Source organism: Arthrobacter sp. TJ-238 (assembly GCF_058269215.1).
Window position 1 is genome coordinate 38557 of sequence record NZ_JBZCNH010000012.1, and the last position, 22847, is coordinate 61403.

The 22847-nt window shown below is 72.0% G+C and carries 22 protein-coding genes and 1 tRNA gene; 14 read left to right on the forward strand and 9 right to left on the reverse strand.

Annotation, left to right across the window (positions count from 1 at the left end; all coding sequences use genetic code 11):
* Window position 1: 1 nt before the first annotated feature.
* From AC4D2O_RS18455 to bcp, 5 genes are all read right to left on the reverse strand, one after another.
* Window positions 2–1480 carry a malate:quinone oxidoreductase gene (locus tag AC4D2O_RS18455; protein ID WP_490908870.1) on the reverse strand — a complete coding sequence of 493 codons (1479 nt, stop codon included), beginning with the start codon at window positions 1478–1480 and terminating at the stop codon, window positions 2–4.
* Window positions 1481–1637: 157 nt separating this feature from the next.
* Window positions 1638–3362: an ABC transporter substrate-binding protein gene (locus tag AC4D2O_RS18460; protein ID WP_490908847.1), complete on the reverse strand. Its 1725-nt coding sequence runs from the start codon at window positions 3360–3362 to the stop codon at window positions 1638–1640.
* A 200-nt stretch (window positions 3363–3562) separates the two neighbouring features.
* Window positions 3563–4288 (reverse strand): fasciclin domain-containing protein, encoded by a 726-nt coding sequence (locus AC4D2O_RS18465; protein ID WP_490908848.1) that lies wholly within the window; start codon window positions 4286–4288, stop codon window positions 3563–3565.
* 207 nt (window positions 4289–4495) lie between these two features.
* Window positions 4496–4580 (reverse strand) — tRNA-Leu (locus AC4D2O_RS18470).
* An 86-nt stretch (window positions 4581–4666) separates the two neighbouring features.
* Entirely contained in the window at window positions 4667–5140 is a 474-nt protein-coding gene (gene bcp / locus AC4D2O_RS18475; RefSeq protein WP_490908850.1) for a thioredoxin-dependent thiol peroxidase, read from the reverse strand.
* 180 nt (window positions 5141–5320) lie between these two features.
* Between bcp and AC4D2O_RS18480 the strand changes: the two genes are divergently transcribed.
* The gene (locus AC4D2O_RS18480; protein ID WP_490908851.1) at window positions 5321–5830 is read left to right on the forward strand and encodes a MarR family winged helix-turn-helix transcriptional regulator; all 510 of its coding nucleotides are present in this window, start codon (window positions 5321–5323) and stop codon (window positions 5828–5830) included.
* Window positions 5831–6049: 219 nt separating this feature from the next.
* Complete coding sequence (locus AC4D2O_RS18485) at window positions 6050–6841, forward strand: sigma-70 family RNA polymerase sigma factor (RefSeq protein ID WP_490908852.1); 792 nt, start codon at window positions 6050–6052, stop codon at window positions 6839–6841.
* A 76-nt stretch (window positions 6842–6917) separates the two neighbouring features.
* Here the strand turns inward: AC4D2O_RS18485 and AC4D2O_RS18490 are convergent, their stop codons facing one another.
* Window positions 6918–7922: a glycosyltransferase family 9 protein gene (locus AC4D2O_RS18490; RefSeq protein WP_490908853.1), complete on the reverse strand. Its 1005-nt coding sequence runs from the start codon at window positions 7920–7922 to the stop codon at window positions 6918–6920.
* A 117-nt stretch (window positions 7923–8039) separates the two neighbouring features.
* On the opposite strand from AC4D2O_RS18490, the gene AC4D2O_RS18495 reads away from it, so the two are divergent.
* The 7 genes from AC4D2O_RS18495 to AC4D2O_RS18525 all read left to right on the forward strand — a co-directional run bounded on the left by AC4D2O_RS18495 (window position 8040) and on the right by AC4D2O_RS18525 (window position 14842).
* On the forward strand, window positions 8040–8588 hold the full coding sequence (locus AC4D2O_RS18495) for a D-glycero-alpha-D-manno-heptose-1,7-bisphosphate 7-phosphatase (RefSeq protein ID WP_490908854.1): 549 nt from the start codon (window positions 8040–8042) through the stop codon (window positions 8586–8588).
* Window positions 8585–9688: a glycosyltransferase family 9 protein gene (locus AC4D2O_RS18500; RefSeq protein ID WP_490908855.1), complete on the forward strand. Its 1104-nt coding sequence runs from the start codon at window positions 8585–8587 to the stop codon at window positions 9686–9688. Before AC4D2O_RS18495 ends, AC4D2O_RS18500 begins: the two co-directional genes overlap by 4 nt.
* Entirely contained in the window at window positions 9685–10686 is a 1002-nt protein-coding gene (locus AC4D2O_RS18505) for a glycosyltransferase (protein WP_490908856.1), read from the forward strand. Before AC4D2O_RS18500 ends, AC4D2O_RS18505 begins: the two co-directional genes overlap by 4 nt.
* Window positions 10683–11975, forward strand: coding sequence for a glycosyltransferase (locus AC4D2O_RS18510; protein WP_490908857.1), 1293 nt, complete (start codon window positions 10683–10685; stop codon window positions 11973–11975). The genes AC4D2O_RS18505 and AC4D2O_RS18510 overlap by 4 nt, the downstream gene beginning before the upstream one ends.
* A complete protein-coding gene (locus AC4D2O_RS18515) occupies window positions 11972–12691 on the forward strand; it encodes a D-sedoheptulose-7-phosphate isomerase (protein WP_490908858.1) in 720 nt (239 codons plus the stop codon). The genes AC4D2O_RS18510 and AC4D2O_RS18515 overlap by 4 nt, the downstream gene beginning before the upstream one ends.
* Window positions 12688–14052, forward strand: coding sequence for a PfkB family carbohydrate kinase (locus AC4D2O_RS18520; protein ID WP_490908859.1), 1365 nt, complete (start codon window positions 12688–12690; stop codon window positions 14050–14052). Before AC4D2O_RS18515 ends, AC4D2O_RS18520 begins: the two co-directional genes overlap by 4 nt.
* 64 nt (window positions 14053–14116) lie before the next feature.
* Window positions 14117–14842 carry an SDR family oxidoreductase gene (locus AC4D2O_RS18525; RefSeq protein WP_490908860.1) on the forward strand — a complete coding sequence of 242 codons (726 nt, stop codon included), beginning with the start codon at window positions 14117–14119 and terminating at the stop codon, window positions 14840–14842.
* Here the strand turns inward: AC4D2O_RS18525 and AC4D2O_RS18530 are convergent.
* Window positions 14808–15965: a glycosyltransferase family 9 protein gene (locus tag AC4D2O_RS18530; RefSeq protein WP_490908861.1), complete on the reverse strand. Its 1158-nt coding sequence runs from the start codon at window positions 15963–15965 to the stop codon at window positions 14808–14810. The genes AC4D2O_RS18525 and AC4D2O_RS18530 overlap by 35 nt on opposite strands.
* A gap of 280 nt (window positions 15966–16245) precedes the next feature.
* Between AC4D2O_RS18530 and AC4D2O_RS18535 the strand changes: the two genes are divergently transcribed.
* The 5 genes from AC4D2O_RS18535 (at window position 16246) to AC4D2O_RS18555 (ending at window position 21446) form a co-directional block, all read left to right on the forward strand.
* On the forward strand, window positions 16246–17658 hold the full coding sequence (locus AC4D2O_RS18535) for an aldehyde dehydrogenase family protein (RefSeq protein ID WP_490908863.1): 1413 nt from the start codon (window positions 16246–16248) through the stop codon (window positions 17656–17658).
* Window positions 17658–19226: a PfkB family carbohydrate kinase gene (locus AC4D2O_RS18540; protein WP_490908865.1), complete on the forward strand. Its 1569-nt coding sequence runs from the start codon at window positions 17658–17660 to the stop codon at window positions 19224–19226. The genes AC4D2O_RS18535 and AC4D2O_RS18540 overlap by 1 nt, the downstream gene beginning before the upstream one ends.
* Window positions 19223–20086: a glycosyltransferase gene (locus AC4D2O_RS18545; protein ID WP_490908866.1), complete on the forward strand. Its 864-nt coding sequence runs from the start codon at window positions 19223–19225 to the stop codon at window positions 20084–20086. Before AC4D2O_RS18540 ends, AC4D2O_RS18545 begins: the two co-directional genes overlap by 4 nt.
* Before the next feature lie 57 nt (window positions 20087–20143).
* Window positions 20144–20332, forward strand: a complete 189-nt coding sequence (locus AC4D2O_RS18550) for a DUF2795 domain-containing protein (RefSeq protein WP_104051249.1) — start codon at window positions 20144–20146, stop codon at window positions 20330–20332.
* A gap of 103 nt (window positions 20333–20435) precedes the next feature.
* Window positions 20436–21446 (forward strand): cation diffusion facilitator family transporter, encoded by a 1011-nt coding sequence (locus tag AC4D2O_RS18555; protein WP_490908867.1) that lies wholly within the window; start codon window positions 20436–20438, stop codon window positions 21444–21446.
* Between the two features lie 2 nt (window positions 21447–21448).
* On the opposite strand, the gene AC4D2O_RS18560 is transcribed toward AC4D2O_RS18555, so the two are convergent.
* Entirely contained in the window at window positions 21449–21904 is a 456-nt protein-coding gene (locus AC4D2O_RS18560; protein ID WP_490908871.1) for a VOC family protein, read from the reverse strand.
* Between the two features lie 84 nt (window positions 21905–21988).
* Complete coding sequence (locus tag AC4D2O_RS18565; protein ID WP_490908868.1) at window positions 21989–22681, reverse strand: hypothetical protein; 693 nt, start codon at window positions 22679–22681, stop codon at window positions 21989–21991.
* Between the last annotated feature and the right edge of the window lie 166 nt (window positions 22682–22847).

A 22847-nucleotide genomic window follows, 5' to 3' on the forward strand; every position in this document is an offset into this window, starting at 1 on the left:
GTTATTTGAGCTTGAGCACCCGATCGGTGAGCGTCTGCACCTCGCCGGCCAGGGCGGGGGTCTCGTTGAGACGGACCCCGTACCCGGGCAGCATCTCCTTGAGCTTCGGCTCCCAGCCGGTCATGCGGTCGGGGAAGCACCGCTTGAGCAGTTCCACCATGATCGGAGCGGCCGTGGACGCACCGGGGGAGGCGCCGAGCAGGGCGCCGACGGTGCCGTCCGCCGAGGTGATGACCTCGGTGCCGAACTGCAGCACGCCGCCCTTCTTGGGAGCCTTCTTGATGACCTGTACACGCTGGCCCGCCGAGATCAGTTCCCAGCTGCCGCCGTCGGCGGAGGGGAGGAAATCGGTGAGCGCCTCGTTCTTGGCGTCGCGGTTCTTCAGCACCTCGGTGACGAGGTACTTGGTCAGGGACATGTTGTCCTTGGCGACCGCCAGCATCGGCACGAGGTTCGAGGTGCGGATGGAGGTGGGGAGGTCCAGGTAGGAGCCGCGCTTGAGGAACTTGGTGGAGAACCCGGCGTACGGGCCGAAGAGGAGCGAGCGCTCGCCCTTGACGAAGCGCGTGTCGAGGTGCGGCACGGACATGGGCGGTGCGCCCACCGACGCCTGGCCGTAGACCTTGGCGTTGTGCTGGCCGACGACGTCGGGATCGGTGCAGCGGAGGAACTGGCCCGAGACGGGGAAGCCGGCGAAGCCCTTGCCCTCCGGGATGCCGCTGCGCTGCAGCAGGTGCAGGGCGCCGCCTCCGGCACCGATGAAGACGAACTTCGTGGTGACGGTGCTGGTCTGGCCGGTTGCCCTGTTCCTGACCTTGACGTCCCAGCGGCCATCGGTGGCGCGGGCGACGTCGAGCACGTCGAAGCCGTAGTGGAGGTCGACCCCCGTGCCCTCCAGGTACTCGGTGAGCTGGCGCGTCAGGGCGCCGAAGTCGACGTCGGTGCCACCCTCGACCCTGGAGGCGGCGACGGGCTGCGAGGGGTTGCGGCCCTTCATCACGAGCGGGGTCCAGCCGGCGATCGTGTCGTGGTCCTCGCTGTGCTGCATCGTCTGGAACAGCGGCTGCGCGCTGAGCGCCTCGTAGCGCCGGCGCAGGTACTCGGCGTTCGCCTGCCCCCAGACGAAGCTCATGTGCGGCACGGGGTTGATGAAGGTGCGGGGATCGCCGATGTGACCCTCGGACACCATGTGCGACCAGAACTGCCGCGACACCTGGAACTGCTCGTTGATCGCGACGGCCTTGGCCGGGTCCACGGAGCCGTCCTTGCCCGCGGGGGAGTAGTTCAGTTCGCACAGGGCGGAGTGGCCGGTGCCGGCGTTGTTCCAGGGGTCGGAGCTCTCGAGTCCGGCGACGTCGAGCCGCTCGAAGAGGGAGATGTCCCACTCGGGCTGGAGCTGCCGGAGGAACGCGCCGAGCGTTGCGCTCATGATCCCACCGCCGATCAGCACGACGTCGGTGGTCCTGGCGGGGGTGCCCAGATTACTAGTGGTCAACGTTGTCTCCAGTCACGAGGTCGTAGCAGGGAAATCCTAGCCGCTGACAGCGACACTCCCTAAATCCGCGGGGTCCGGTGGAGCGGGAAGCGCCGCGCCTTCGGCCGCCCGTCCGTCCGGCGGGTCCGCCCGGCCCGCCCGCTCAGTCCGTGGGCTCGGGCAGGAGCTCGACGTCCGCGAGGTCGATCCGGTTGAAGACCTCCCGCATCACCGGGCTGACGGGGTAGGACGTCACGCGGGCGCTCATGGCCAGGGCCGAGATGGGGAAGGCCAGGGGCACGGCGGGGATCCGTCCCGAGATCTGGGAGCTGATGCTCGCGTAGGCCTCCGACCGGTCCTCGCCGTCCGGCAGTCCGCGGGCCCGGTTGATCTTGCTGAACAGCTGCGGGTCGTCGTAGCCGAATTCGTCGGTGCGGTTGCCGAAGAGCGCGCCGACGAAGTTGTCGGGGTCCTCGTAGCTCCCGCTCCAGCCGAGGAGATGGAAGGCCCGGTCGCCGGGTGCCTGCACCGTCTCCACGTAGCCGTCGCTCCACTCGACGGGCATGGGCTTGATGTTGAAGCCCGCCTCCGTCAGCTGGCGGCTGAGTTCGGCGTACGCCTTCTCGGGGGAGGGCAGGTAGGCCCGCGAGACGTTCCGGGGGTAGTAGAAGGGGAGCTCACGCCCGTCGTACCCGGACTCCTCCAGCAGCTCCTTGGCGCGGTCCAGGTCGTGCCCGTAGTTCTGCACGGAGTCGTTGCTCACCCCGAGCTTCTCGGGTATGAACTGTCGCGCCGGCTTGGTCCCGTTGAGGAAGCGGCCGTCGATGAGGGCGTCCTTGTCCACGGCGTGCGCCACCGCCCGGCGGAAGAGGGCGTCGTCGACCCCCGGGAACGCCTGGTTCAAGCCGAGGTACAGCACGGAGTACGGGTCACGCTGGAGGAACTGGAGTCCGTTGCGGGCCAGGTCGACGGCGCTGTCCACGCTGACGAAGTCGTAGCCGTCGATCCGCCCCGACGTGAGGGCCCGTGCCCGGGAGTCGGGGTTCGGAATGGTGGTGAACGCCACCTTCCGGACCTCGCCGCGTTCCCCCCAGTACTCCCCGAAGGCGTCGAGGTCGACCGCGCCGGGCAGCCAGGAGACCAGGCGGAAGGGCCCGGTGCCCACCGGGGCCAGGCCGTACCGGGAGATGGCCGTCCCGTCCCGGATCTCGCCGAGCTCGTCCGCCGCCCCCGCCTGGAGCGCTGCGGGGGAGGACATCGCGAACGCCGGGGCGGCGAGGGCCGGGATGAGGTCGGTGATCCTCCCCTGCAGCCGCAGGTCCACCGTGTACCGGGACGTCGCGGTGCAGCCCTCGTAGAGGCTGACGTCCGGCCGGTCCGAGAACGCCTTGAACACGTTCTCGAACGGCAGGCGGGAGGTGCCGGCGCGGGTCGCGGCGGGCAGGTTGTACCAGCGGTCGAAGTTGGCGCACACGGCCTCGGCGTCGAAGGGCCGGCCGTCGTGGAAGACGACGTCCTTCCGGAGCGTGAACTCGTACGCCCGGCCGTCGTCCTGTTCCTCCCACGCCTCGGCCAGGAGCGGCGTCGGTTCGGACGTCAGGGGGTCGACGCCCACGAGGCCCTCGAGGATCTGCTGTGACACGCGGTAGGACTCCGTGTCGTTGGCGAGCGCCGGATCGAGGGTGCGGGGGTCGGCCGCCGTGCCGAACGTGAACGTCGACGCGTCCTCGGCAGGGGCCGTCGTCGCGGTCGCGGAGGGCTGGGGAGGGGAGACCTCGCCCGCCGTGCAGGAGACCAGGGAGACCGCCGCCGCGAGGCCGGCCGCCAGGGGCAGAGCGCCGCGGCGGACGCGTCCGTGGCGGATGCGACGCGGGGCAGGGGTCTTCACAGTCAGGGTCTCCGAAGGGCGGTGGATCCCGGTCCCACACGGTCCGGGTTTCTGAGCCTCAAGTCTAGGCGATGGTGCTGCCCGCCCGGCCCGGGACCCCCGAGCGGGCCGGAGACACGGACGGACCCCCTCACGAGGTGAGGGGGTCCGTCCGTTGCCCTGAGCACGTCAGAGGTGTGCGTCAGGGACGTGTTCGGTCCTTAGCCTGCGGGAGGCGTGAGGACACCGTCGACCAGGTAGACCACGGCGTTGGCGGTCTGGACGCCGCCGCAGACGACGTTGGCGTCATTGACCTTGAGCGCATCGCCGGAGCCGGTGACCTCGAGGGTGGCGCCCTGAGCGGTGGTCTGGGTGGTGCCCTCGAGCTCGGCCGGCTGGATCTTGCCGGGCACGACGTGGTAGGTGAGGATGCTCGAGAGCATCGCCGAGTCGGTCTTCAGGGTCTCGACCGTTGCGGGGTCCAGGGCCTTGAAGGCGTCGTCGACCGGCGCGAAGACCGTGAAGTCACCGCTGTTGAGGGTGTCCACCAGGTCGACGTCGGGGTTCAGTCCGCCCGTCACCGCAGCGGTCAGCTGCGTGAGGATGGGGTTGTTCGAGGCAGCCGTGGTGACCGGATCGAGGGCCATGCCCTCGACCGAACCGGCGCCGGAGGGCACCGTCTCGGCGTAGCCCGCGCAGCCGGGACCGACGAGGTTCGCTGCCGGGTCCATGGCCGCGTCGGCCGAGGCGGACGGGCTCATGCTGGCCTCCGGCGTCGCGGACTCGCTGGCCATGCTGCTCTCGCCGGCCATGCTGCTCTCGGTGGCGGAGCTGCTCGCCGGGGACTCGGACGCTGCCTCCTCGCCGCCGCCGCAGGCCGCCAGGCTCATCATCGAGATTGCTGCGATGCCGAGGATCGAGAGGTTCCTGCGCTTGGTGATTTCCATGAGATGTCCTCCGTACGGGGCACCCTGGAAGGGCGCCTGTGGTCTGTGGTTTTCGGTGAAACACATCGTGTCGATGTCTCGGAGGTACTTCGGATGCCCCGGAGGGACGGATGGGTGCGATCTTGGCGGGAAGCCTGCCCGGGCACGCAGGAGCCCCGCCGGGTCGGGCGCCCGGCGGGGCTCTTGGGATGGTGCTGCTACTACCGATGGTGCGCAAGAGGGGACTTGAACCCCTACGTCCGAAGACACTGGAACCTAAATCCAGCGCGTCTGCCAATTCCGCCACTCGCGCGCGGCGGCCCGAGGGCCGTTTCGTCTCCTCCACTGTATCGCCGATGGAGGGCTGGATCACTGCCCTCCATCGGCGGTCGCGGGCGCCTAGCCGTCGATGCCGAGATCCCGCCGCAGCTTCGCGACGTGACCGGTCGCCCGGACGTTGTACTGCGCGAGCGCGACCCTGCCCTCGCCGTCGACCACGACCGTCGACCGGATGAGGCCCTCGTAGGTCCTGCCGTAGTTCTTCTTCTCGCCCCAGGCGCCGTACGCCTCCGCGACGGCGTGGTCCTCGTCCGACAGCAGGGGGAAGGTCAGCGACTCCTGCTCGGAGAACGCGGCCAGCTTCCCCACCGGGTCCGGGGAGATGCCGAGTACCCGGTACCCGGCCGCACCCAGCGAGGCCAGGTTGTCCCGGAAGTCGCACGCCTCGGTGGTGCACCCGGGCGTGGCCGCCGCCGGATAGAAGTACACGACGACGTCCCCGCCCCTGAACGAGGAGAGCGTCACCTGGTTGCCTTCGGCATCCGAAAGCGTGAAGTCGGGGGCACGATCACCGGTGGCGAGTCGTTGCGTCATGCATACTCCTGAGGTTCGACGGGGTGGCGTGCCGACGGACGGCAGGAGGGGCGGACCAGCCTCCTGCAAGGACCGTCGTCGCCGGCCCGGATAATACGGGTGGCCGGCCTAGCTATCATAGGGTGAGATCCGGCGCAGAAGATGGCACCGGATCTGCGAGCGAGAGGAAGTGCACCGTCCATGCCCGATCTGGAGCAATGGCCCACGGGCCGCCTGCTGACCACGGCGGCGCGTCTCGTCGAGCATGCCTGGAACGAGCGGCTCGTCGGTATCGGCGTGACGCACGCGGGCGTGATCGCCCTCGGGGTCCTCGCGGACCAGGGGGCCATGACGCAGGCGAGTCTCGCCCAGATCGTCAGGGTGCAGGCGCAGACGATGGGCAAGACACTCTCACGCCTCGAGGTCCGGGGGCACGTGACGCGCGTGCGGAACGACCTCGACAGGCGCTCGCACACCGTGTCCATCTCCCCCGCGGGACGCCAGGTCCTCGACGCGGCGGCGGACATCGAGCGCACCCTCGTGGCCGGCGGCGGGCTCGTGTCGGAAGAGCTGCGCAACCACCTGCAGAGGGTCATCCGGGAACTCGGCGCGCCCCGCTTGAACTGGACCGCGGGAGGTGCCGGCGCCCAGGAGAGCGTGGCACTCGAGGGCCCGGGCGCCGGGGGCCCGGCAGCGACCCTGCTGACCTGACCCCTCCTAGCCGGAGCTGTTCTCCGAGCCCCTTGCCGTCCGGCAAGGGGCTCTTTCCGTTCCTGTCCGCCACCGATACCGAGGCGTTCTTGTACCTGTCCCGCCCGGGGATGGGAAGACCCCCCGCGAAAGCGACCGGGCCGAAGAAAGGGCTTGCGTACTAAGCAGACTGATGTTTTGTTGAGAGGCGTGAGTGTCCAACGCCTGACGGAGAACAGCATGCCCACTACCGCCGCCCCGCAGCCCGCGACCGACGGCGACGAGCCGGGCCATGCGTACCCCGGGCGTCCGCTCAAGGCGGCACTGCAGGACGACATCGCCCTGCGGCACATGGACATCGCCGAATCGGTCGCACGCTCCTTCGCGTCCTCGGGGCCGGAGGCCTCGGACATCCGGCAGGTCGCGTACCTCGGGCTCATCAAGGCCGTCCAGCGCTTCAACCCCGGACGGGGCGTTCCGTTCGCCTCCTTCGCCGTGCCGACCATCACCGGCGAGATCAAGCGCTACCTCAGGGACTCCTGCTGGGTGGTCCGCCCTCCCCGCGACGTCCAGGACCTCCGCACCGAGATCGCCCGGGCGGCTCCGGCCATGGCGCAGCGCCTCGGGCGCGATGCGACCGCGCGCGAGCTGGGACTGGAGCTCGGCTGGCCGGAGAGCAAGATCCTCGAGGCGCAGGCCTCCTCCTCGAGCCTGCGCCCGGACTCGCTCGACGCCCCCTTCGAGGGACGCAGCTGGGCCGACACGCTCGCGACCGACTCGAACGGCATGGAGCGCAGCGACGACATGATCTCCCTGCGCGGCGCAGTCAACGAACTCGACGCCGGCGAGAAGGAGCTCCTCTACCGCCGCTACTTCATGGAGCAGACCCAGCAGGGCATCGGCGACGAGCTCGGGATGTCGCAGATGCAGGTCTCGAGGACCCTCGCGCGCATCCTGGTCAAACTGCAGAAGCGGCTCCTCGGCGCGCCCGCCGCGCCGGAGCGGCGCGCCCCGCGTACCGGCATCGCCTGAGCCCCCGCCCTCGCCCGGGCCCTCCAGCGCGAGCGCCGTCCGGCGTCGCGCTCCGGCCGGGACCAGGAGATGCCGGCTAGGAGATCCCGTGGTCGGCGGCCGCCGCGAGCACCTGCTCCACCGTCACGGCCATCAGGGCAGGGTCCGGGGTGGGTGAGAACGTCTCGCCGACCCGGAGCGACTCGTCCGTGAGCACGGTGTGCGGACCGGGCGGCGGACCCCACTCGGACGCGGGGGCCGGCCCGAACAGCACCACGGACGGCCGCGCGTAGGCCGAGGCGAGGTGGGCTGCGCCCGTGTCGGCGGAGATGACGAGGGACGCACCGGAGATCAGGCCCGCGAACCGGTCCAGCGGCAGGTGCCCCGCCGCCACGGCCTCCTCGGGCAGGCCCGCCGCGTCGGCGACGGCGAGCGCCCGCGGACGCTCCTTCGCGCTGCCCGTGAACAGCACCTGGTGCCCGGCGGCGGCCAGCGTGCGCGCCACCTCGGCGAACCGCTCCACGGGCCAGAGACGGCTGCCATAGGCAGCCCCGACGTGGATGACCACGGCGTCGGGTGCCGGGCTCCCGCCATCGGGTACGCGGAGGCGACAGTCGAGCGGGTCCGCGGGGATGCCGTGCCAGGAGACGAGCGACGCCCAGCGTTCGCGTTCGAGGATGCCGTCCCGCCACTCGGGCCCGTCCCAGCCGGGGGAGCGGTGGCCCATCCGCCGTTTCGCGCCGATCTCCTCGAGGCGTCCCCGGCTCTCACCCCCGCTGCCGTGCAGGTTCACGGCCAGGTCGATCCGCCCGTGCTCGATGGGCAGGGGATCGTCGAGCCCGTGCGTGGGCAGCAGGTCGTCGATGGCGTCGGTGAGGCCGACGACGGGCCGGAGCCATTCCTGCGCGGCGTAGAGGATGCGGTGCTCCGGGAACGCGCGGCGCAGTCCCTTGAGTGCGGGCACCGCGACGAGGAGGTCGCCGAGCTTCAGGGCGCGGAGGGCCAGGATCTCGGGACGCCCGTCCGGTGCCGGCGTCGAGGCGGGGATCGCGATGGATGCGGCGGGCCGGGTGCCCGTGGCGGTGGTGCCCTCGGAAGTCATGCAAATCATCCTGCCAGAGGTTCAGGCATCACCCCGCGGCCGGCATCGCGGGGGGCCGAGGAGAAGAAGTTCGGCCTGAAGTGTTTAGTACTGCTTCTTCTCGGGCACTAAGCCTGTATGCATACTTCGGCCGGACTCCCGCGGACAGCCCCTCAGGCGGTCCTGTTCGACCGCGACGGGACCATCGTCGTGGACGTCCCGTACAACGGCGACCCCTCCCTCGTGCAACCGATGCCGGGTGCCCGTGAGGTGCTCGACGGCCTCCGCTCCCGCGGCATCCCGCTGGGCGTGGTCACCAACCAGTCGGGCATCGCCCGCGGCTACGTCACGCGGGAGCAGGTCGACGCGGTCAACGCCCGCGTCGAGGACCTGCTCGGCCCCTTCGCGGTGTGGGAGGTCTGCCCGCACGGTGCCGACGACGGCTGCGCGTGCCGCAAGCCCGGCCCGGGCATGGTCCTCTCCGCCAGTGCACGGCTGGGCCTCGACCCCACCGACGTCGCCGTGATCGGCGACATCGGGGCGGACATGGGCGCCGCCGCTGCCGCCGGTGCCCGCGGCGTGCTGGTGCCGACCGACATCACGCTCGAGGAGGAGATCCGGGACGCCCCCGCCGTCGCCCGGGACCTCGCGGAGGCCGTCGAGACCCTCTGGGCGGGCACCCCGTGAGGCGGCGCGTCCTCGTCGCCCGCCTCGACAGCGCCGGCGACGTCCTGCTCGCCGGGCCGGCCGTCCGCGCCGTCGCCGCCGGGGACCACGGCGACTCCCCGAACGACGTCGTCATGCTGTGCGGCCCGCAGGGCGCCGCCGCGGCCCGCCTCCTGCCGGGCGTCGTCGAGGTGCTCACGTGGTCCGCACCCTGGATCATCGACCCCGCGCCGGAGCCCACGCCGGAACTCGTGCGTGAGCTGCACGACGCCGTGGTGGCTCTCGGCGTCGACGAGGCGGTGCTGCTGACCTCGTTCCACCAGTCGCCCCTGCCCCTCGCCCTGCTGCTCCGGCTCGCGGGCGTCCGCCGGATCGCGGGTGCCTCGGTGGACTACGCCGGCTCGCTCCTCGACGTCCGGCTCAAGCCCGGCGAGGACTTCCCCGAGGACCAGCCCGAGGCCGAGCGCGCGCTCGGCATCGCGGAGGCCGCGGGCTACGCCCTGCCGGCCGACGACGACGGCCGGCTCCAGGTCACCGGTCTCACCGACGCGTCCGGACTCGTGGGCAAGGGGCCGTACGTCGTCGTCCATCCCGGTGCGTCGGTGCCCGCACGCGCGTGGCCGCCGCTCCACCACGCCGCCGCCGTCGAACTCCTCACCGCCGCCGGGTTCCGCGTCGTCGTCACGGGCGGGCCGGGAGAGACCGACCTGACCTCCACCGTCGCCGGCCCGGAGGCCCTCGACCTCGGCGGCCGGACCGACCTCGCGGCCCTGGGTTCCGTCCTCGCGGGAGCCTCGGTGGTGATCACGGGGAACACCGGCCCGGCGCACCTCGCCGCGGCGGTGGGGACCCCGGTGGTCTGCCTGTTCTCGCCGGTCGTGCCGGCGATCCGGTGGGCGCCGTACCGCGTCCCCGTCGAACTGCTCGGCGACCAGGACGCCGCCTGTGCGCTCAGCAGGGCCCGGATCTGCCCCGTCCAGGGGCATCCCTGCCTGTCCACCGTCTCGCCCGAGGACGTCGTCGACGCCGTGCTCCGGCTCAGCTCCGGAGTGTCGTCACTCGGCTCACGCCGCAGCATCGGCCGCACCGACGGCCGCAGAACAACGAGGGGAAACCGATGAGGATCCTGTTATGGCACGTCCACGGAGGGTGGACCGACGCCTTCGTCAGGGGTGAGCACACCTATGTGCTGCCCACCACGCCCGACGGCGGGGCCTGGGGACTGGGCCGGGCGGGCCGCGACTGGCCCGCGTCCGTCATCGAGGTGGCACCCCACGACCTCGCCGACGCCGGCATCGACGTGGTCGTGCTGCAGCGCATCGAGGAGATCGCGGAGTGCGAGCGCCTCCTCGGCCGCACGCCGGGACGCGACCTGCCGGCCGTCTTCCTCGAGCACAACACGCCGCGCCGCGACATCGTCGGCACGGTGCACCCCCTGGCCGAGCGGACGGACATCCCGGTGGTGCACGTGACGCACTTCAACGAGCTGTTCTGGGACAACGGCGTCGCGAGGACCACGGTGATCGAGCACGGCATCGTCGACCCCGGCTACCTCTACACGGGGGAACTCGAGCAGCTCGCCGCCGTCATCAACGAACCGGTCCGGCGCGGCCGGGTCACCGGCACGGACCTGCTCCCGCGCTTCGCTGGAGTGGCCCCGCTCGAGGTCTTCGGCATGGGCACGGACCGGCTCGCCGACGCCCTGGACCTCGGCCCGGGGGAGCTGCGGATCGGCGGCGACCTCCCCATGGCACACCTGCACGCCCGGCTCGGGCGCTCGCGGGCCTACGTGCACCCACTCCGGTGGACCTCCCTCGGACTCTCCCTCCTCGAGGCGATGCACGTGGGACTCCCCGTGCTGGCGCTCGCGACGACCGAGGCCGCCCGCGCCGTGCCACCCGAGGCCGGGGCGATCTCGACGAGCATCGACGACCTCGTCCGGATGGCCGCGCGCCTCATCGAGGACCCGGACGAGGCCAGGGCCCGGGGACTCGTCGCACGGGAAGCGGCACTCGCACGGTACGGACTCGCCCGGTTCCTCGCGGACTGGGACGACGTCCTGGCGCGGGTGCCCCAGCGGCACCGGGTCCTGGCCGCAACAGAAAGGAAAGCGCTGTGAGGATCTCGATGGTGTCCGAGCACGCCAGCCCGCTCGCAGCACTGGGCGGCGTCGATGCAGGAGGGCAGAACGTGCACGTGGCCGAGCTGTCCCTCGCACTGGCGCGGCGCGGCCACGACGTCACGGTGTACACGCGCCGGGACGACGCCGCCCTGCCCGACCGGGTGCGGACGCAACCCCGGTTGGAGGTCGTCCACGTCACGGCCGGTCCGGTCCGGAGCGTCCCCAAGGACATGCTGCTGCCCTACATGAGCGAACTCGCCGAGGGCATCGTCGAGGACTGGGGCGAGGACGCACCGGACATCGTCCACGGGCATTTCTGGATGTCCGGCATCGCTGCGCTCGACGCCGCCCGCCAGTCCCGCAGCGCCGGCCGCCCCGTGCAGGTGGTCCAGACGTTCCATGCGCTCGGAACTGTCAAGCGCCGCCACCAGGGCGGTGACGACACCAGTCCGTCCGAGCGGCTCATGCTCGAGGCGATGGTGGGCCGCAGCGCCGACCGGATCGTCGCTACCTGCTCCGACGAGGTCTTCGAGCTCAAGGCCATGGGGGTGCCCGGCAGCCGCGTCTCGATAGCCCCCTGCGGCGTGGACCTCGAGCTGTTCAGCCCGCAGGGCCCGGTCGAGGAGCGCGGGCGCGCCCACCGGATCGTCAGCGTGGGACGGCTCGTGCCGCGCAAGGGCATGGACCTCGTCATCCGCGCGATGGCCGACCTCTCCGCCCGGGGACGCGACGACGTCGAGCTCGTCATCGTGGGCGGCTCCGGCAACTCGGCGAGCCTCGAGGAGGATCCCGAGGCGCAGCGGCTCACCGCGCTCGCGGCCGAACTGGGCGTCGGCGACCGCGTGGTGCTGCGGGGGCAGGTCTCGCGGGCGGAGATGCCGGCGGTCCTGCGGAGCGCCGACGCCGTGGTTTGCGCTCCATGGTACGAACCGTTCGGGATCGTGCCGCTCGAGGCGATGGCGTGCGGCGTCCCCGTGATCGCCGCCGCCGTGGGTGGCCTCGTCGACACCGTGGTGGACGGCAAGACCGGCCTCCACGTCCCGCCGCAGGACCCGGCGGCCATCGCGGCGGCCGTCGGCGACGTGGTGTCGGACCCCGAGTGGGCCCGTGAACTCGGCGCCAACGGCTACCGCCGCGTGAAGGCCCGCTACTCGTGGAGCCGGATCGCCGCCGACACGGAGAAGGCATACCAGACGGCCCTGGGCGCGGCAGCGCCCGCACAGCCGGCCACAGCGCGGCGGAACGCCGCGCGTCGACTCGAAAGCACGGGAGGCAGGGCACTGTGACCACCACTCAGATCACCGACGTCAGCACCGTCAGCACCGTCAGCACCGACAGCACCGCGGATCCCGCGGTGCCCGTCCGCAGTCCGCACGCCGCAGGCGCGCAGGGGGGCCCGGCGCACCCCGATGCGGAGTCCCGCCGCATCGTGACCGACCACCTGCGGTCCGTCGCCCCCGCCATCGAGTCCCTCCTGCAGAACGTCGGCACCCTCGCCGGCTGGGGTGTCGAGATGGCGGACCGGCTGATGGCGGGCCGACGCCTGCTCGCCGCCGGTAATGGTGGATCCGCAGCCGAGGCCCAGCACCTCACCGCCGAACTCGTGGGCCGGTTCGACGGCGAACGCGAGCCGTTCTCCGCGATCGCCCTCCACGCGGAGAGCTCCGCCGTCACGGCGATCGCCAACGACTACGGGTTCGACCACATGTTCGCCCGCCAGGTGACCGCGCACGGGCGCCGGGGCGACATCCTCCTGCTGCTGAGCACGAGCGGCAAGAGCCCCAACCTGCTCCATGCGGTGGACGCGGCCCGGGCGGCCGGTGTCACCACGTGGGCGCTCACGGCTGCAGGCCCGAACCCGCTGACCGAGCGGGTGGACGACTTCGTGGCCATCGACGCGAAATCCGCCAACGCACAGGAGGGCCACCTGATCGCGCTCCACGCCATCTGCCGGGCCTTCGACGCCGAGGTGCGCCGCCGCCGCCAGGAGGAGCAGCGATGAGGATCGTGGTGGTCGGGGACGTCCTGCTCGACACGGACCTCTCGGGCGATGCAGGGCGCCTGTCACCGGACGCGCCCGTGCCGGTCGTGGACGTCGACGCCGTACGGCGCCGCGCCGGCGGTGCGGGGCTCGTGGCGCGCATGCTCGAGGCCGACGGCCACGAGGCGGTCCTCGTCACGGTGCTCGGGGAGGACGACGCCGCGGGACTGCTGCGCGCCGAACTCGAGGGCATCACCGTGGTGGCGGGCCCCTCCGGCGCCCCGACCCCCGTCAAGACCCGCGTGCGGGCGTCCGGACAGCCCGTCGTGCGGTTCGACGAGGGCTGCGCGACGCCCCCTGCCCCGGACTGCACGGAGGACATGCTGGCGGCGCTCGACGGCGCCGACGCCATCGTCGTCGCGGACTACGGGCGCGGGCTCCTCGCCAACGAGGCACTGCGTACGCGGCTCGAAGCACTTGCCGGGACCACCCCCGTGGTCTGGGACCCGCACCCGGCGGGTGTGCTGCCCGTCCCGGGTGTCGCCGCGGTGACCCCCAACATCGGCGAGGCGCTCCGGTTCGCGGACCTGCAGGGGTCGGGCACGCGTGCCGCCGCGGCCGCCGCCGACGTCCTCCTCGCCTCATGGCGCAGCCTTGCCGTACTCGTCACCATGGGGGAGCACGGGGCGCTCGTCGCCGCGGCGGGCCTCCTGCCGCAGGTGGTCCCCGCTCCGAAGGTCAACGCCACGGACCCCTGCGGCGCGGGTGACCGGTTCGCCTCGGCGCTCGCCGTCGGCCTCGCCGCAGGCGATCCCATCGACGCCGCAGCCCAGCAGGCCACGGAGGCCGCCGCGCGCTTCCTCGGCTCCGGGGGCGTGAGCGCGATGGGCCGTCGGCTGGAAACGCCGCAGCAGCTGCCCGTCGACGGGATCGACGCCCTGGACGTCGCGCGCCGCACGCGGGAGGCCGGCGGGACGGTCGTCGCGACGGGCGGCTGCTTCGACCTCCTCCACGCGGGGCATGCCCGCACCCTCGCGGCCGCCCGGCAGCTCGGTGACTGCCTGATCGTCCTCCTCAACTCCGACGAGTCCGTCCGGGGCCTGAAGGGCGAGAGCCGGCCCATCATCAAGCAGGAGGACCGGGCCGAACTGCTCTCCGCCCTCGAATGCGTGGACGCTGTGCTCGTCTTCGGCGAATCGACGCCGGAGAACGCGATCTCCCGCCTCCAGCCCGACATCTGGGTCAAGGGCGGGGACTACGCGGCCGAGGACCTGCCCGAGGCCGCCCTCGTGAGCAGCTGGGGCGGCAGGACGGTCACCGTCCCCTACATCCCGGCCCGCTCCACCACGAAACTTGCAGCCGCGCTCGCCCGAGTCGGCTGACGCGCTGCAGAGACGCCCTCGGCCCGATCCAGCCGGCCGGGAGCAACGCAACGAAAGGAACAGCATGACCGAGAACACGACAGCAAGCCCGGCAGGCAGCGGCTTCAACCCGGGACGCGTCCTGGTGACCGGCGGGGGCTCCGGCCTCGGCGCGGCCATCGTGCAGGGCGTCCTCGCTGCGGGCGGCACCCCCGTGGTGCTCGACCGCGACATCAGCCGCGTGACCGGCGTCAAGGCGTTCGAGGTCGACGTAGCCGACCGCGAGGCCGTCGAGGCGGCCGTCAGGGAGGCCGCGGAGACGATGGACGGGCTCGACGCCGTCGTCACCGCCGCCGGCATCGACCGCTGCGGGGCGCTCGACACCGTGCCCGCGGACCAGTGGGAGAAGGTGATCGGCGTGAACCTGATGGGCACCGCGTCGACCGCGCGCGCGGCCCTGCCGTACCTGAAGCAGACGCACGGGCGGGTGGTCACGATCGCCTCCACGCTCGGCATCAAGGCCGTGGGCGACGCGACGGCCTACTGCGCCTCGAAGTTCGGTGTCATGGGCTTCTCGCAGGCACTGGCCGCCGAGACCGCGGGACAGATCGGCGTCACCACGATCATCCCCGGCGGCATGAAGACCCGGTTCTTCGACGACCGCGACGAGCAGTACAAGCCGCAGGACGACTCACGCCTCAACGACCCCGAGCGCGTGGCCGAGGCGATCCTCTTCGCGCTCTCGCAGCCCAAGAGCTGCGAGATCCGCGAGATGGTCATCGCCCACGCAGAAGAAGGCTCGTGGCCCTGAGTTCGGCCACGTCCGCGTAGACGGCGCCGGGCTGGACGGTCGCAACGAACGAGTCGTCGTGCTCGCAGCGTTCGGCCGTCCAGCCCACCTGCGTGACGTCCACCCCGCACACGGGGCACTGCGTCACCCAGGAGAAATGCACCCGGTGGAGGCTGCGCCCCATCGCCCCGGCGTTGATCACGTTGCCGATCCAGTAGACGCCCACCGTCGGGGTGCCGACGGCCTGTGCCAGGTGCCGGGGTCCGCTGTCGTTGCCGACCATCACCGCGCTGCGTGCCAGCACCCCCGCCAGCTCGCCGAGGCTCAGCCGGCCGGCGAGCGAGCGGACGTCCGCCGTCGGATCCTGCTCGAGCGCCAGGCGCACGATCTCCTCGGCGGCCGGGACATCCGTGGAGTCCCCGACCACCACCACCTCGCAGCCGTCCGCCGCGGCGCGCACCGCGACCTCCGCGAACGACGACGACGGCCACCTCCTGCGCGGATCCGTGGCCCCGGGATGCAGGGCGACGACGGCGCCCCCGCCCGTGAGCTCCGCGGCCCGGGCGATCTCCGCCGGAGTGACCTCCACCCGCGGTTCGAGGTCCACCGGCACCGCACCGGCCAGCCCGACCACCTCCAGGGCACGGAACACCTCGTGCTGGTAGTAGACGTAGGGGATGGTCCGCTCCAGCGCCACGGCGTCGGGCGTGCGCGTGCCGATGGTGTGCCGGGCCCCGAGCCGCAGGAGGAACGGATTGGAGTTGCGGCCGCCGCCGTGGAGCTGCACGGCGAGATCGAAGGTCCCGCGGGTCGCGGCGAAGAACCCCTCGACGGCCTGCGGATTCTCGTCGCCGGGGCGGACACCGCGGGAGACGGGCAGCTCCAGGACCGTCGACACCGGGCCGGGCCTGCCCTCGAGGAGCGCTGCGTGGCCGGGCATGCCGAGGAGGGTGATCGCGGCCTCCGAGTAGCGCTTCTTCAGCGCCGCGATGGCGGGCAGGGCGAACATGAGATCGCCGAGGCCGCCGCCGCGCAGGACGGCGATCCTCCGGACGCCCTCGAACGGCGCGAGCACCGGACCCACCGCCCGCGCCGCATCCTGCCGCCCGCCGAAGTCCGCCGTCGTGTTCCCTTGCCCTGTCACGTTCTCCCCGTTCCCGTCGCTGATCGCGGTCCCTGCGCGGCGGGCCTTCCCGTAGCACGCCACCGGCAGGCGTGATCCGCGCTGTCAATGCCGCCGCCGGGAACAGGAGACCCGCTGCTCATCCTCGTGCCACCATATGCTAAGCGTGCTGATGACCGCACGGAGGCGGTGCAGAAATCGGCGGGGGCCCTGTGTGAAAGCACCGGAGGCGGGTACGGGACCAGTAGGCGTGCCGCCGGAGAACGCCGCGGCGGTACACGACACGACACCAAGGAGCGCAATGTCCATCAACTCCGAGGCACACCCCCTGCTCGACGTGCAGGACGAAGGCTCCCTCACCATCCTCGACCCGCGCGACGGGACCGAGGTGGGCACGCTGCCCTCCGCGATCCGGGACCAGGTGGCGCTCGCCGTCTCCCTGGCGCGGACCGTGCAGCCCGAGTGGGCAGCCACGAGCCCCGCCGACCGCGGGGCCGCCCTCAGGGCCGCTGCGGCGGCACTGCGCGCCGGTGCCCGCGAACTCGCCGAACTCAATACGCGGGAGACCGGCAAGCCGTTCGGCGACGCCCTCGGCGGCGTCGAGGCAGGGGTCGCCACGCTCGAGCAGTACGCGGAGCTCGGCCCCGTGCATCGCGGGCTCAGCCTGCGCGGAGCCGTCACCGCCACCGACTACACCGTCGCCGAGCCGCGCGGGGTCGCCGCACTCCTGACGCCGTGGAACGACCCCGTGGCCGTGGCCGCCGGGCTCATCGGCGCCGCTCTCGTCACCGGCAATACCGTTCTCCACAAGCCCAGCGAGCGGTGTCCCCACGTGGGGGAGCTGCTCGGGCGCCTGCTGCAGCCGGCCTTCCCCGACGGCGTGCTCACCACCCTGACCGGCGGTGCCGGCGTGGGCCAGATGATCACCATGGAGACGGGCGTGGACGTCTTCGCGCACGTCGGCTCGAGCGCCACCGGGGAGCGCATCGCCCGGGCGGCCTCGCTCACCGGGGCGCACGTCATCCGGGAGAACGGCGGTAACGACCCCCTGATCGTCGACGCCGACGTCGACCCGGTATGGGCCGCGGGCCAGGCTGCGCTCGGTGCCTTCGCCAACAGCGGGCAGATCTGCACGTCCGTGGAACGCATCTACGTGCACCGGGCCATCGCCGAGCCCTTCCTCGCCGCCCTCACCGAGGAGGCACGGCACCGCAACACGAACGGCGACTTCGCCCCGCTCGTGGACCGCCGCATGCGGGATCTCGTGGACGGGCAGGTGTCGGAGGCGCTCGGCCTCGGCGCGCAGTGCCTCGAGGGCGGGCACGTGCCGGACGGCCCGGGTGCCCACTACCCGGCCACCGTGCTCACCGGTTGCACCGACGCCATGACCGTCATGACCGAGGAGACCTTCGGCCCGGTGGCACCCGTGACCGTCGTCGACAGCTTCGAGGCGGGCCTGCGCCTCGCCGCAGCCGGCCCGTACGGTCTCGCGGCCTCCGTGCTGACCGGTGGCATCGCCCATGCGCAGCAGGCCATCGCCGGACTGTCGGTCGGCACGGTCAAGGTCAACGCCGTCTTCGGCGGCGCGCCCGGCGGATCGGCACAGCCCCGCGGCATCAGCGGAGCGGGCTTCGGCTACGGTCCCGAGCTGCTCGACGAGTTCGCCCTCGTGAAGGTGGTCCACATCAGCTCCCCTCCGCAGCAGGGCCTGTGATGGACGACGCGCTGCAGGACCACCCCGACCGGACGGGAGGCACCGCGCCCCGGGCCGACCACGCCGCGGACGACCTCGCGGAGGTCCGCGGCCTCGCCGCCTGGGTCCCCGCGGCCATCGCCGACCGCGCGCCGGCCGTCACGGTGATCGGCGACGCGATGCTGGACGGCTGGTGGAGCGGCACCATCGAGCGCTTCTGCCGGGAGGCGCCCGCGCCGGTCGTGGACATCACGCGGCGCGACTACGCCGCCGGTGGCGCGGCGAACACGGCGATGAACCTCGCGGCGCTCGGCGCGCACGTGCGCATGTGCGGCCTGATCGGCGCCGACGACGCCGGGCGACGGCTGCGCGGCATCCTCGAGGATGCGGGTATCGACACCACCCACCTCCTGCAGGACCCCCGGGTCGGCACCACCACGAAGTACAGGATCCTCGGCGGCGACCAGGTCATGCTCCGCCTCGACGACACGCACGACGGGCTCCCCGCCTCGGCCCTCGCCGCGCTGGCCGCCACGGTCCAGGGGTCCGTCGCCGGTGCCGATGCCGTCGTCGTATGCGACTACGGCTCGGGGGCGCTCGGCGACGAGGTCCGTGCGGCACTCGGGCGGGCCCTCGGCGCGGAACCGGGACCGCTCGTCGTCGTCGACGCCCACGACACCGCTGCGTGGTCGGAGCTCGGGCCGGACATCGTCACGCCGAACGCGCAGGAGGCAGCGCAGGTCCTCACCGTCCGCCTCGACCCGCGCTCCGACAGGGCCGCGACCGTCATCGCCCGCAGGGACGAACTGCTCGCGGCGACGAACGCCGCCGCCGTCGTGGTGACCCTGGACCGGGACGGCACCGTGCTGCTCGGGCAGGACGGCGAGGAACACCGCACCTGGGCGCGGCCGGCGACCGAGCGGCAGGCCTCCGGGGCGGGGGACACCTTCGTCGCGACCCTGACCGCCGCGCGCGCCGCGGGCCTGCCGCTCACCACGAGCCTCGACCTCGCGCAGGCCGCCGCGGACGTCGTGGTGCACCGGCCGGGCACCTCCGTGTGCACGACGGCGGACCTCACGGGTCACCTGCAGCAGGTCGCCGACACCGCGCTGACCACGCAGGAGCTCCTGCGGAGGGTCGAGGAGGACCGCGCCGCCGGCAAGCGCATCGTCCTGACCAACGGGTGCTTCGACGTGTTGCACCGCGGGCACACCCGCTCCCTGAACCAGGCCAAGCAGCTCGGTGACGTGCTGGTGGTCGCGCTCAACGACGACGCCGGGGTGCGCAGGCTCAAGGGCCCGGACCGGCCCATCAATCCGATCGCGGACCGAGCGGGCATCATCGCGTCCCTGAGCTGCGTGGACTACGTGACCGTGTTCGCCACGGACACCCTCGTGCCGCTCATCGAGTTGCTGAGGCCCGACGTGTACGCGAAGGGCGGCGACTACACCGCGCAGATGCTCGAGGAAGCACCGGCCGTCGAGGCCTGCGGCGGGCGCGTCAGCATCCTCGACTACGTGCCGGAGCGCTCCACCGCGGCCGTCGTCCGCAGGATCCGGTCCGCACCCGGAGGGGAGGGCGCACCGTGACCCCGCGCTGGTCGGGCGAGTGGGCGCTGGACGCGACGGCGGACGAGCCGGCCGTCGACGTGCTCATCCCGTCCTTCGGGCGTCCTGCGGAGCTCGCCGTGACGCTCGCGGGCCTCGCGGCGCAGGAGGGCGTGGCCTTCCGCGTGGTCGTGAGCGACCAGACGGAGGGGGACACGGCGTCGTGGGTACAGCCCGCGGTCCGCGCCATGGTGCGGGTCCTCGAAGCCCAGGGCCGGCCGGTGCAGCTCGAACGCCACCTGCCACGCCGCGGCCTTGCCGAGCACCGGCACTACCTGCTGGGACTGGCGCGGGCGCCCTTCGTCCTGTTCCTCGACAACGACGTCTGGCTGGAGCCCGGCTCGCTGGACCGCCTGTGCCGGGCACTGCGGGAGGCGCGGTGCGGGTTCGTGGGCTCGGCCGTCCAGGGACTGTCCTACCTCGGCGACCGCAGACCACACGAACGGACCGAACTGGCGCTGTGGCCCGGGAACGAGGTGGTCCCGGAACGGATCCGCCCGGACACCGAGGGCTTCGCGCGCTGGCCGCTGCACAATGCCGCCAATCTGGCGCACGCCGCAGCCGAGCTCACCCTCCCGCCCGGCGGCTGGAGGCTGTACCGCGTCGCCTGGGTGGGCGGCTGCGTCCTGTTCGACCGGGAGGCCCTCGTGGAGTGCGGGGGCTTCGACTTCTGGGACCGCCTGCCGCCCGGGCACGCCGGGGAGGACGTCGCGGCCCAGTGGCGTGTCATGGAGCGGTACGGCGGGGCGGGCATCATCCCGTCCGGCGCCGTGCACCTCGAGGCACCCACCACGGTGACGGACCGTGACACAGACGCTGCCCGGGTGATCCTGGGCCAGTGACGGTGCTCCCGCCGCGGGAGCACTTCAGGAGAACGAACCGACACGAAGGAGCACCACATGGCAGATCCGAGTCCGATCGACATCCAGAAGGCACTGGGCGGCATGGAGTACCCGGCCTCCAAGGAGGACCTCGTGAAGCACGCGAAGGACAAGGGCGCCGACGACGCCGTCCTCGGAACGCTCGAGAACCTCCCCGACCGGGAGTTCGACTCGCCGACCGACGTGAACAAGGAAGCGTCGAAGTAGGTCGAAGCAGTACGAGGGCGACGGGAGGGTGCGGCCGACAGCGCACCCTCCCGTCGCCCGCCCTCCCGCGAGGTGGGCAACAAGGACGGCAAGAAGGACGGCAATGAAGAACACGGCACCGCAGGCAGGGAACGGCACCCGCCCCGGGGAGGCTGAGCGGCAGGGGTCGTCGGGCGGCGACAAACCCGTGACCGTCATCATCGCGTTCATCGCGAACTTCCTCGTCGCCGGCGCCAAGACGTTCGCGGCGATGATCACCGGCTCCGCCTCGATGACGGCCGAGGCCGCCCACTCGTGGGCGGACACCGGCAACCAGATCTTCCTGCTCGTCGCCGAACGCAAGTCACGGCGCCACCGCGACCGCTCGCACCCCATGGGGTACGGGCGCGAGGCGTACGTCTGGTCCATGTTCGCCGCCTTCGGGCTCTTCACCGCGGGCGCGGTCGTCTCCATCACGCACGGGATACAGCAACTGCTCGAGCCCGAGCCGGCAGGCGACTACGGCATCGCCTACACCGTCCTCGCCATCGCCTTCGTCCTCGAGGGCATCTCGTTCACGCAGGCCTTCCGGCAGGCGCGGAAGGCCGGGCAGGAACGGGGCACCGGCACGCTGCAGAGCGTGTCGACGACCTCGAACCCCACCCTCCGCGCGGTCTTCGCGGAGGACGCGGCAGCACTCCTCGGCCTGCTCATCGCCTTCCTCGGCATCCTGCTGCACCAGCTCACGGGCTCGCCCGCACCGGACGCCATCGGGTCCATCCTCGTGGGCGTGCTCCTCGGGGTGATCGCCGTGATCCTGATCAACCGCAACCGCCAGTTCCTCGTGGGCCAGGCGGTGTCACCCGCCCCGCTCGCATCGGTCGCCCAGCGCCTGGGCGCGCACGCGAGCATCGACCGCGTGACCTACCTGCACCTGGAATACGTCGGACCGGAGCGCCTCTACCTCGTGGCTGCGGTCGACCTGGTGGGAGACCGGGTGGAGCACGACGTCGCGGTGGCCCTCCGCGCCGTCGAGCGCGACATCGAGGACCACGAGCGCATCGAGGAGGCCGTGCTCACCCTCTCCACGACCGACGAGCCGACGCTGGAGCTCGGCGCCCGATCCAGGGACTGACCTCAGGCGATGCTCGACGCGCCCTCCTCGGCCTCCTGCCCGCGAGCGCCCGTCCCCGCGATGTTCACCATCCAGGTGACGCCGAAGCGGTCCACGCACATGCCGAAGCTGTCGCCCCAGGGCGACTCCGACAGGGGGAGGATCTCGCTGCCACTGCCCGCGAGGGCGTCCCAGTACCCGCGGAGCTCGGTCTCGTCGTCACCGCTGATCGAGATCGAGTGCCCGGCCGGCGGCGTGTACTCCATGCTGTTCGGCGTATCGGCCGCCATGATCACCTGACCCGACGGCGTGGTCAGCATCGAATGCATGATCTTGTCCTGCTCGGCCGGGTCCTCGCTCATCTGGAACTCCCCGAAGGTGCTGCTCTGCAGCTCCCCGCCGAACACGGAGCGGTAGAACTCCATCGCCTGCGCCGCGGTGTCCTTGAAGTTGAGATAGGTGTTGATCGTCGCTGCCATGATGTCCGCTTCCTGCCGGGTGACCTGCGCCACGCCTGTCGATGACAGGAGCGATTATCGTCCAGGGAGGGCGTGCTGGGAAGGTCAGGGCCGGCGCTGGTCGATGGCGCCCGCGATCCTCTCCTCGAGGTCGGTGATCGTGGCATCCGGCAGGACGATCAGCCCGTCGAGTTCGCGGCGCGCCCGCCGGTACGCCGTCTGGCGTTCGGCGGCGGTCGCGGCGTCGTCGACGGCGACCGTGACGAGCTTCCGGGCCGTCTCCAGCCGCTGCCGCTCCTGCGGGGTGAAGCCGCTCACCCGTACGCGCCGGGCCTCCGTCTCGGCGACCTGGAACGCGACGTCGTAGGAGGTGACGGCCGACCGGTACTCCGCGAGGTCCGCCGCGGACACGCCGGCGGGATCCTCGGGCCGGAGGGAGTCGGCGACGCGCTTGGCACGCAGGAAGGCGACCGTCAGCGGCTCCCGCACGTCCGTCATGGTGGGGTAGTCGATCAGCTTCGCCGCGTCGAGCTCGTAGGACAGCCACTTGCGGTCCACCTCGTCATGCATGCGCGCGACGTGCTGGACGTCCCGCTCGCGCCCGTGGGACTGCGGCGGTTCCGGCTGGGCGTGAGCGCCGTGCAGGGCTCCTGGATGCTTCAGGCGGTAGAGCTCGACCTTGCGGCGGTGGCGTCGCTCGGTCGCCTCGGACCACGACCTGCCCCAGATCGCGAACACGCCGGAGAGCGGGAAGACGAGCCACCAGTAGCTGCCGGCGAAGGACAGGATTTCGTTCACGCGTCCATCGTAGGCCCGGACATGAACGAATCCCCGTCCTGCAGGCGGCGAGACCTGCAGAACGGGGATTCGAGGTGCACCCCCCGGGACTTGAACCCGGAACCCATTGATGGAGGGTCATGAACCTTTGACAGATCAGTGAATGATCGATTAGTCCTCAGATTCG

Excerpts from the sequence above, each read along its gene's own strand:
- AC4D2O_RS18520 (WP_490908859.1), top strand. The coding sequence starts at position 12,688 with ATGAGGATCGTGGTGGTCGGGGACGTCCTGCTCGACACGGACCTCTCG.
- AC4D2O_RS18550 (WP_104051249.1), top strand. The coding sequence starts at position 20,144 with ATGGCAGATCCGAGTCCGATCGACATCCAGAAGGCACTGGGCGGCATG.
- AC4D2O_RS18490 (WP_490908853.1), bottom strand. The coding sequence starts at position 7,922 with ATGACTTCCGAGGGCACCACCGCCACGGGCACCCGGCCCGCCGCATCC.
- AC4D2O_RS18560 (WP_490908871.1), bottom strand. The coding sequence starts at position 21,904 with ATGGCAGCGACGATCAACACCTATCTCAACTTCAAGGACACCGCGGCG.
- AC4D2O_RS18540 (WP_490908865.1), top strand. The coding sequence starts at position 17,658 with ATGGACGACGCGCTGCAGGACCACCCCGACCGGACGGGAGGCACCGCG.
- AC4D2O_RS18535 (WP_490908863.1), top strand. The coding sequence starts at position 16,246 with ATGTCCATCAACTCCGAGGCACACCCCCTGCTCGACGTGCAGGACGAA.
- AC4D2O_RS18485 (WP_490908852.1), top strand. The coding sequence starts at position 6,050 with ATGCCCACTACCGCCGCCCCGCAGCCCGCGACCGACGGCGACGAGCCG.
- AC4D2O_RS18480 (WP_490908851.1), top strand. The coding sequence starts at position 5,321 with ATGCCCGATCTGGAGCAATGGCCCACGGGCCGCCTGCTGACCACGGCG.
- bcp (WP_490908850.1), bottom strand. The coding sequence starts at position 5,140 with ATGACGCAACGACTCGCCACCGGTGATCGTGCCCCCGACTTCACGCTT.
- AC4D2O_RS18465 (WP_490908848.1), bottom strand. The coding sequence starts at position 4,288 with ATGGAAATCACCAAGCGCAGGAACCTCTCGATCCTCGGCATCGCAGCA.
- AC4D2O_RS18505 (WP_490908856.1), top strand. The coding sequence starts at position 9,685 with ATGAGGATCCTGTTATGGCACGTCCACGGAGGGTGGACCGACGCCTTC.
- AC4D2O_RS18525 (WP_490908860.1), top strand. The coding sequence starts at position 14,117 with ATGACCGAGAACACGACAGCAAGCCCGGCAGGCAGCGGCTTCAACCCG.
- AC4D2O_RS18495 (WP_490908854.1), top strand. The coding sequence starts at position 8,040 with ATGCATACTTCGGCCGGACTCCCGCGGACAGCCCCTCAGGCGGTCCTG.
- AC4D2O_RS18555 (WP_490908867.1), top strand. The coding sequence starts at position 20,436 with ATGAAGAACACGGCACCGCAGGCAGGGAACGGCACCCGCCCCGGGGAG.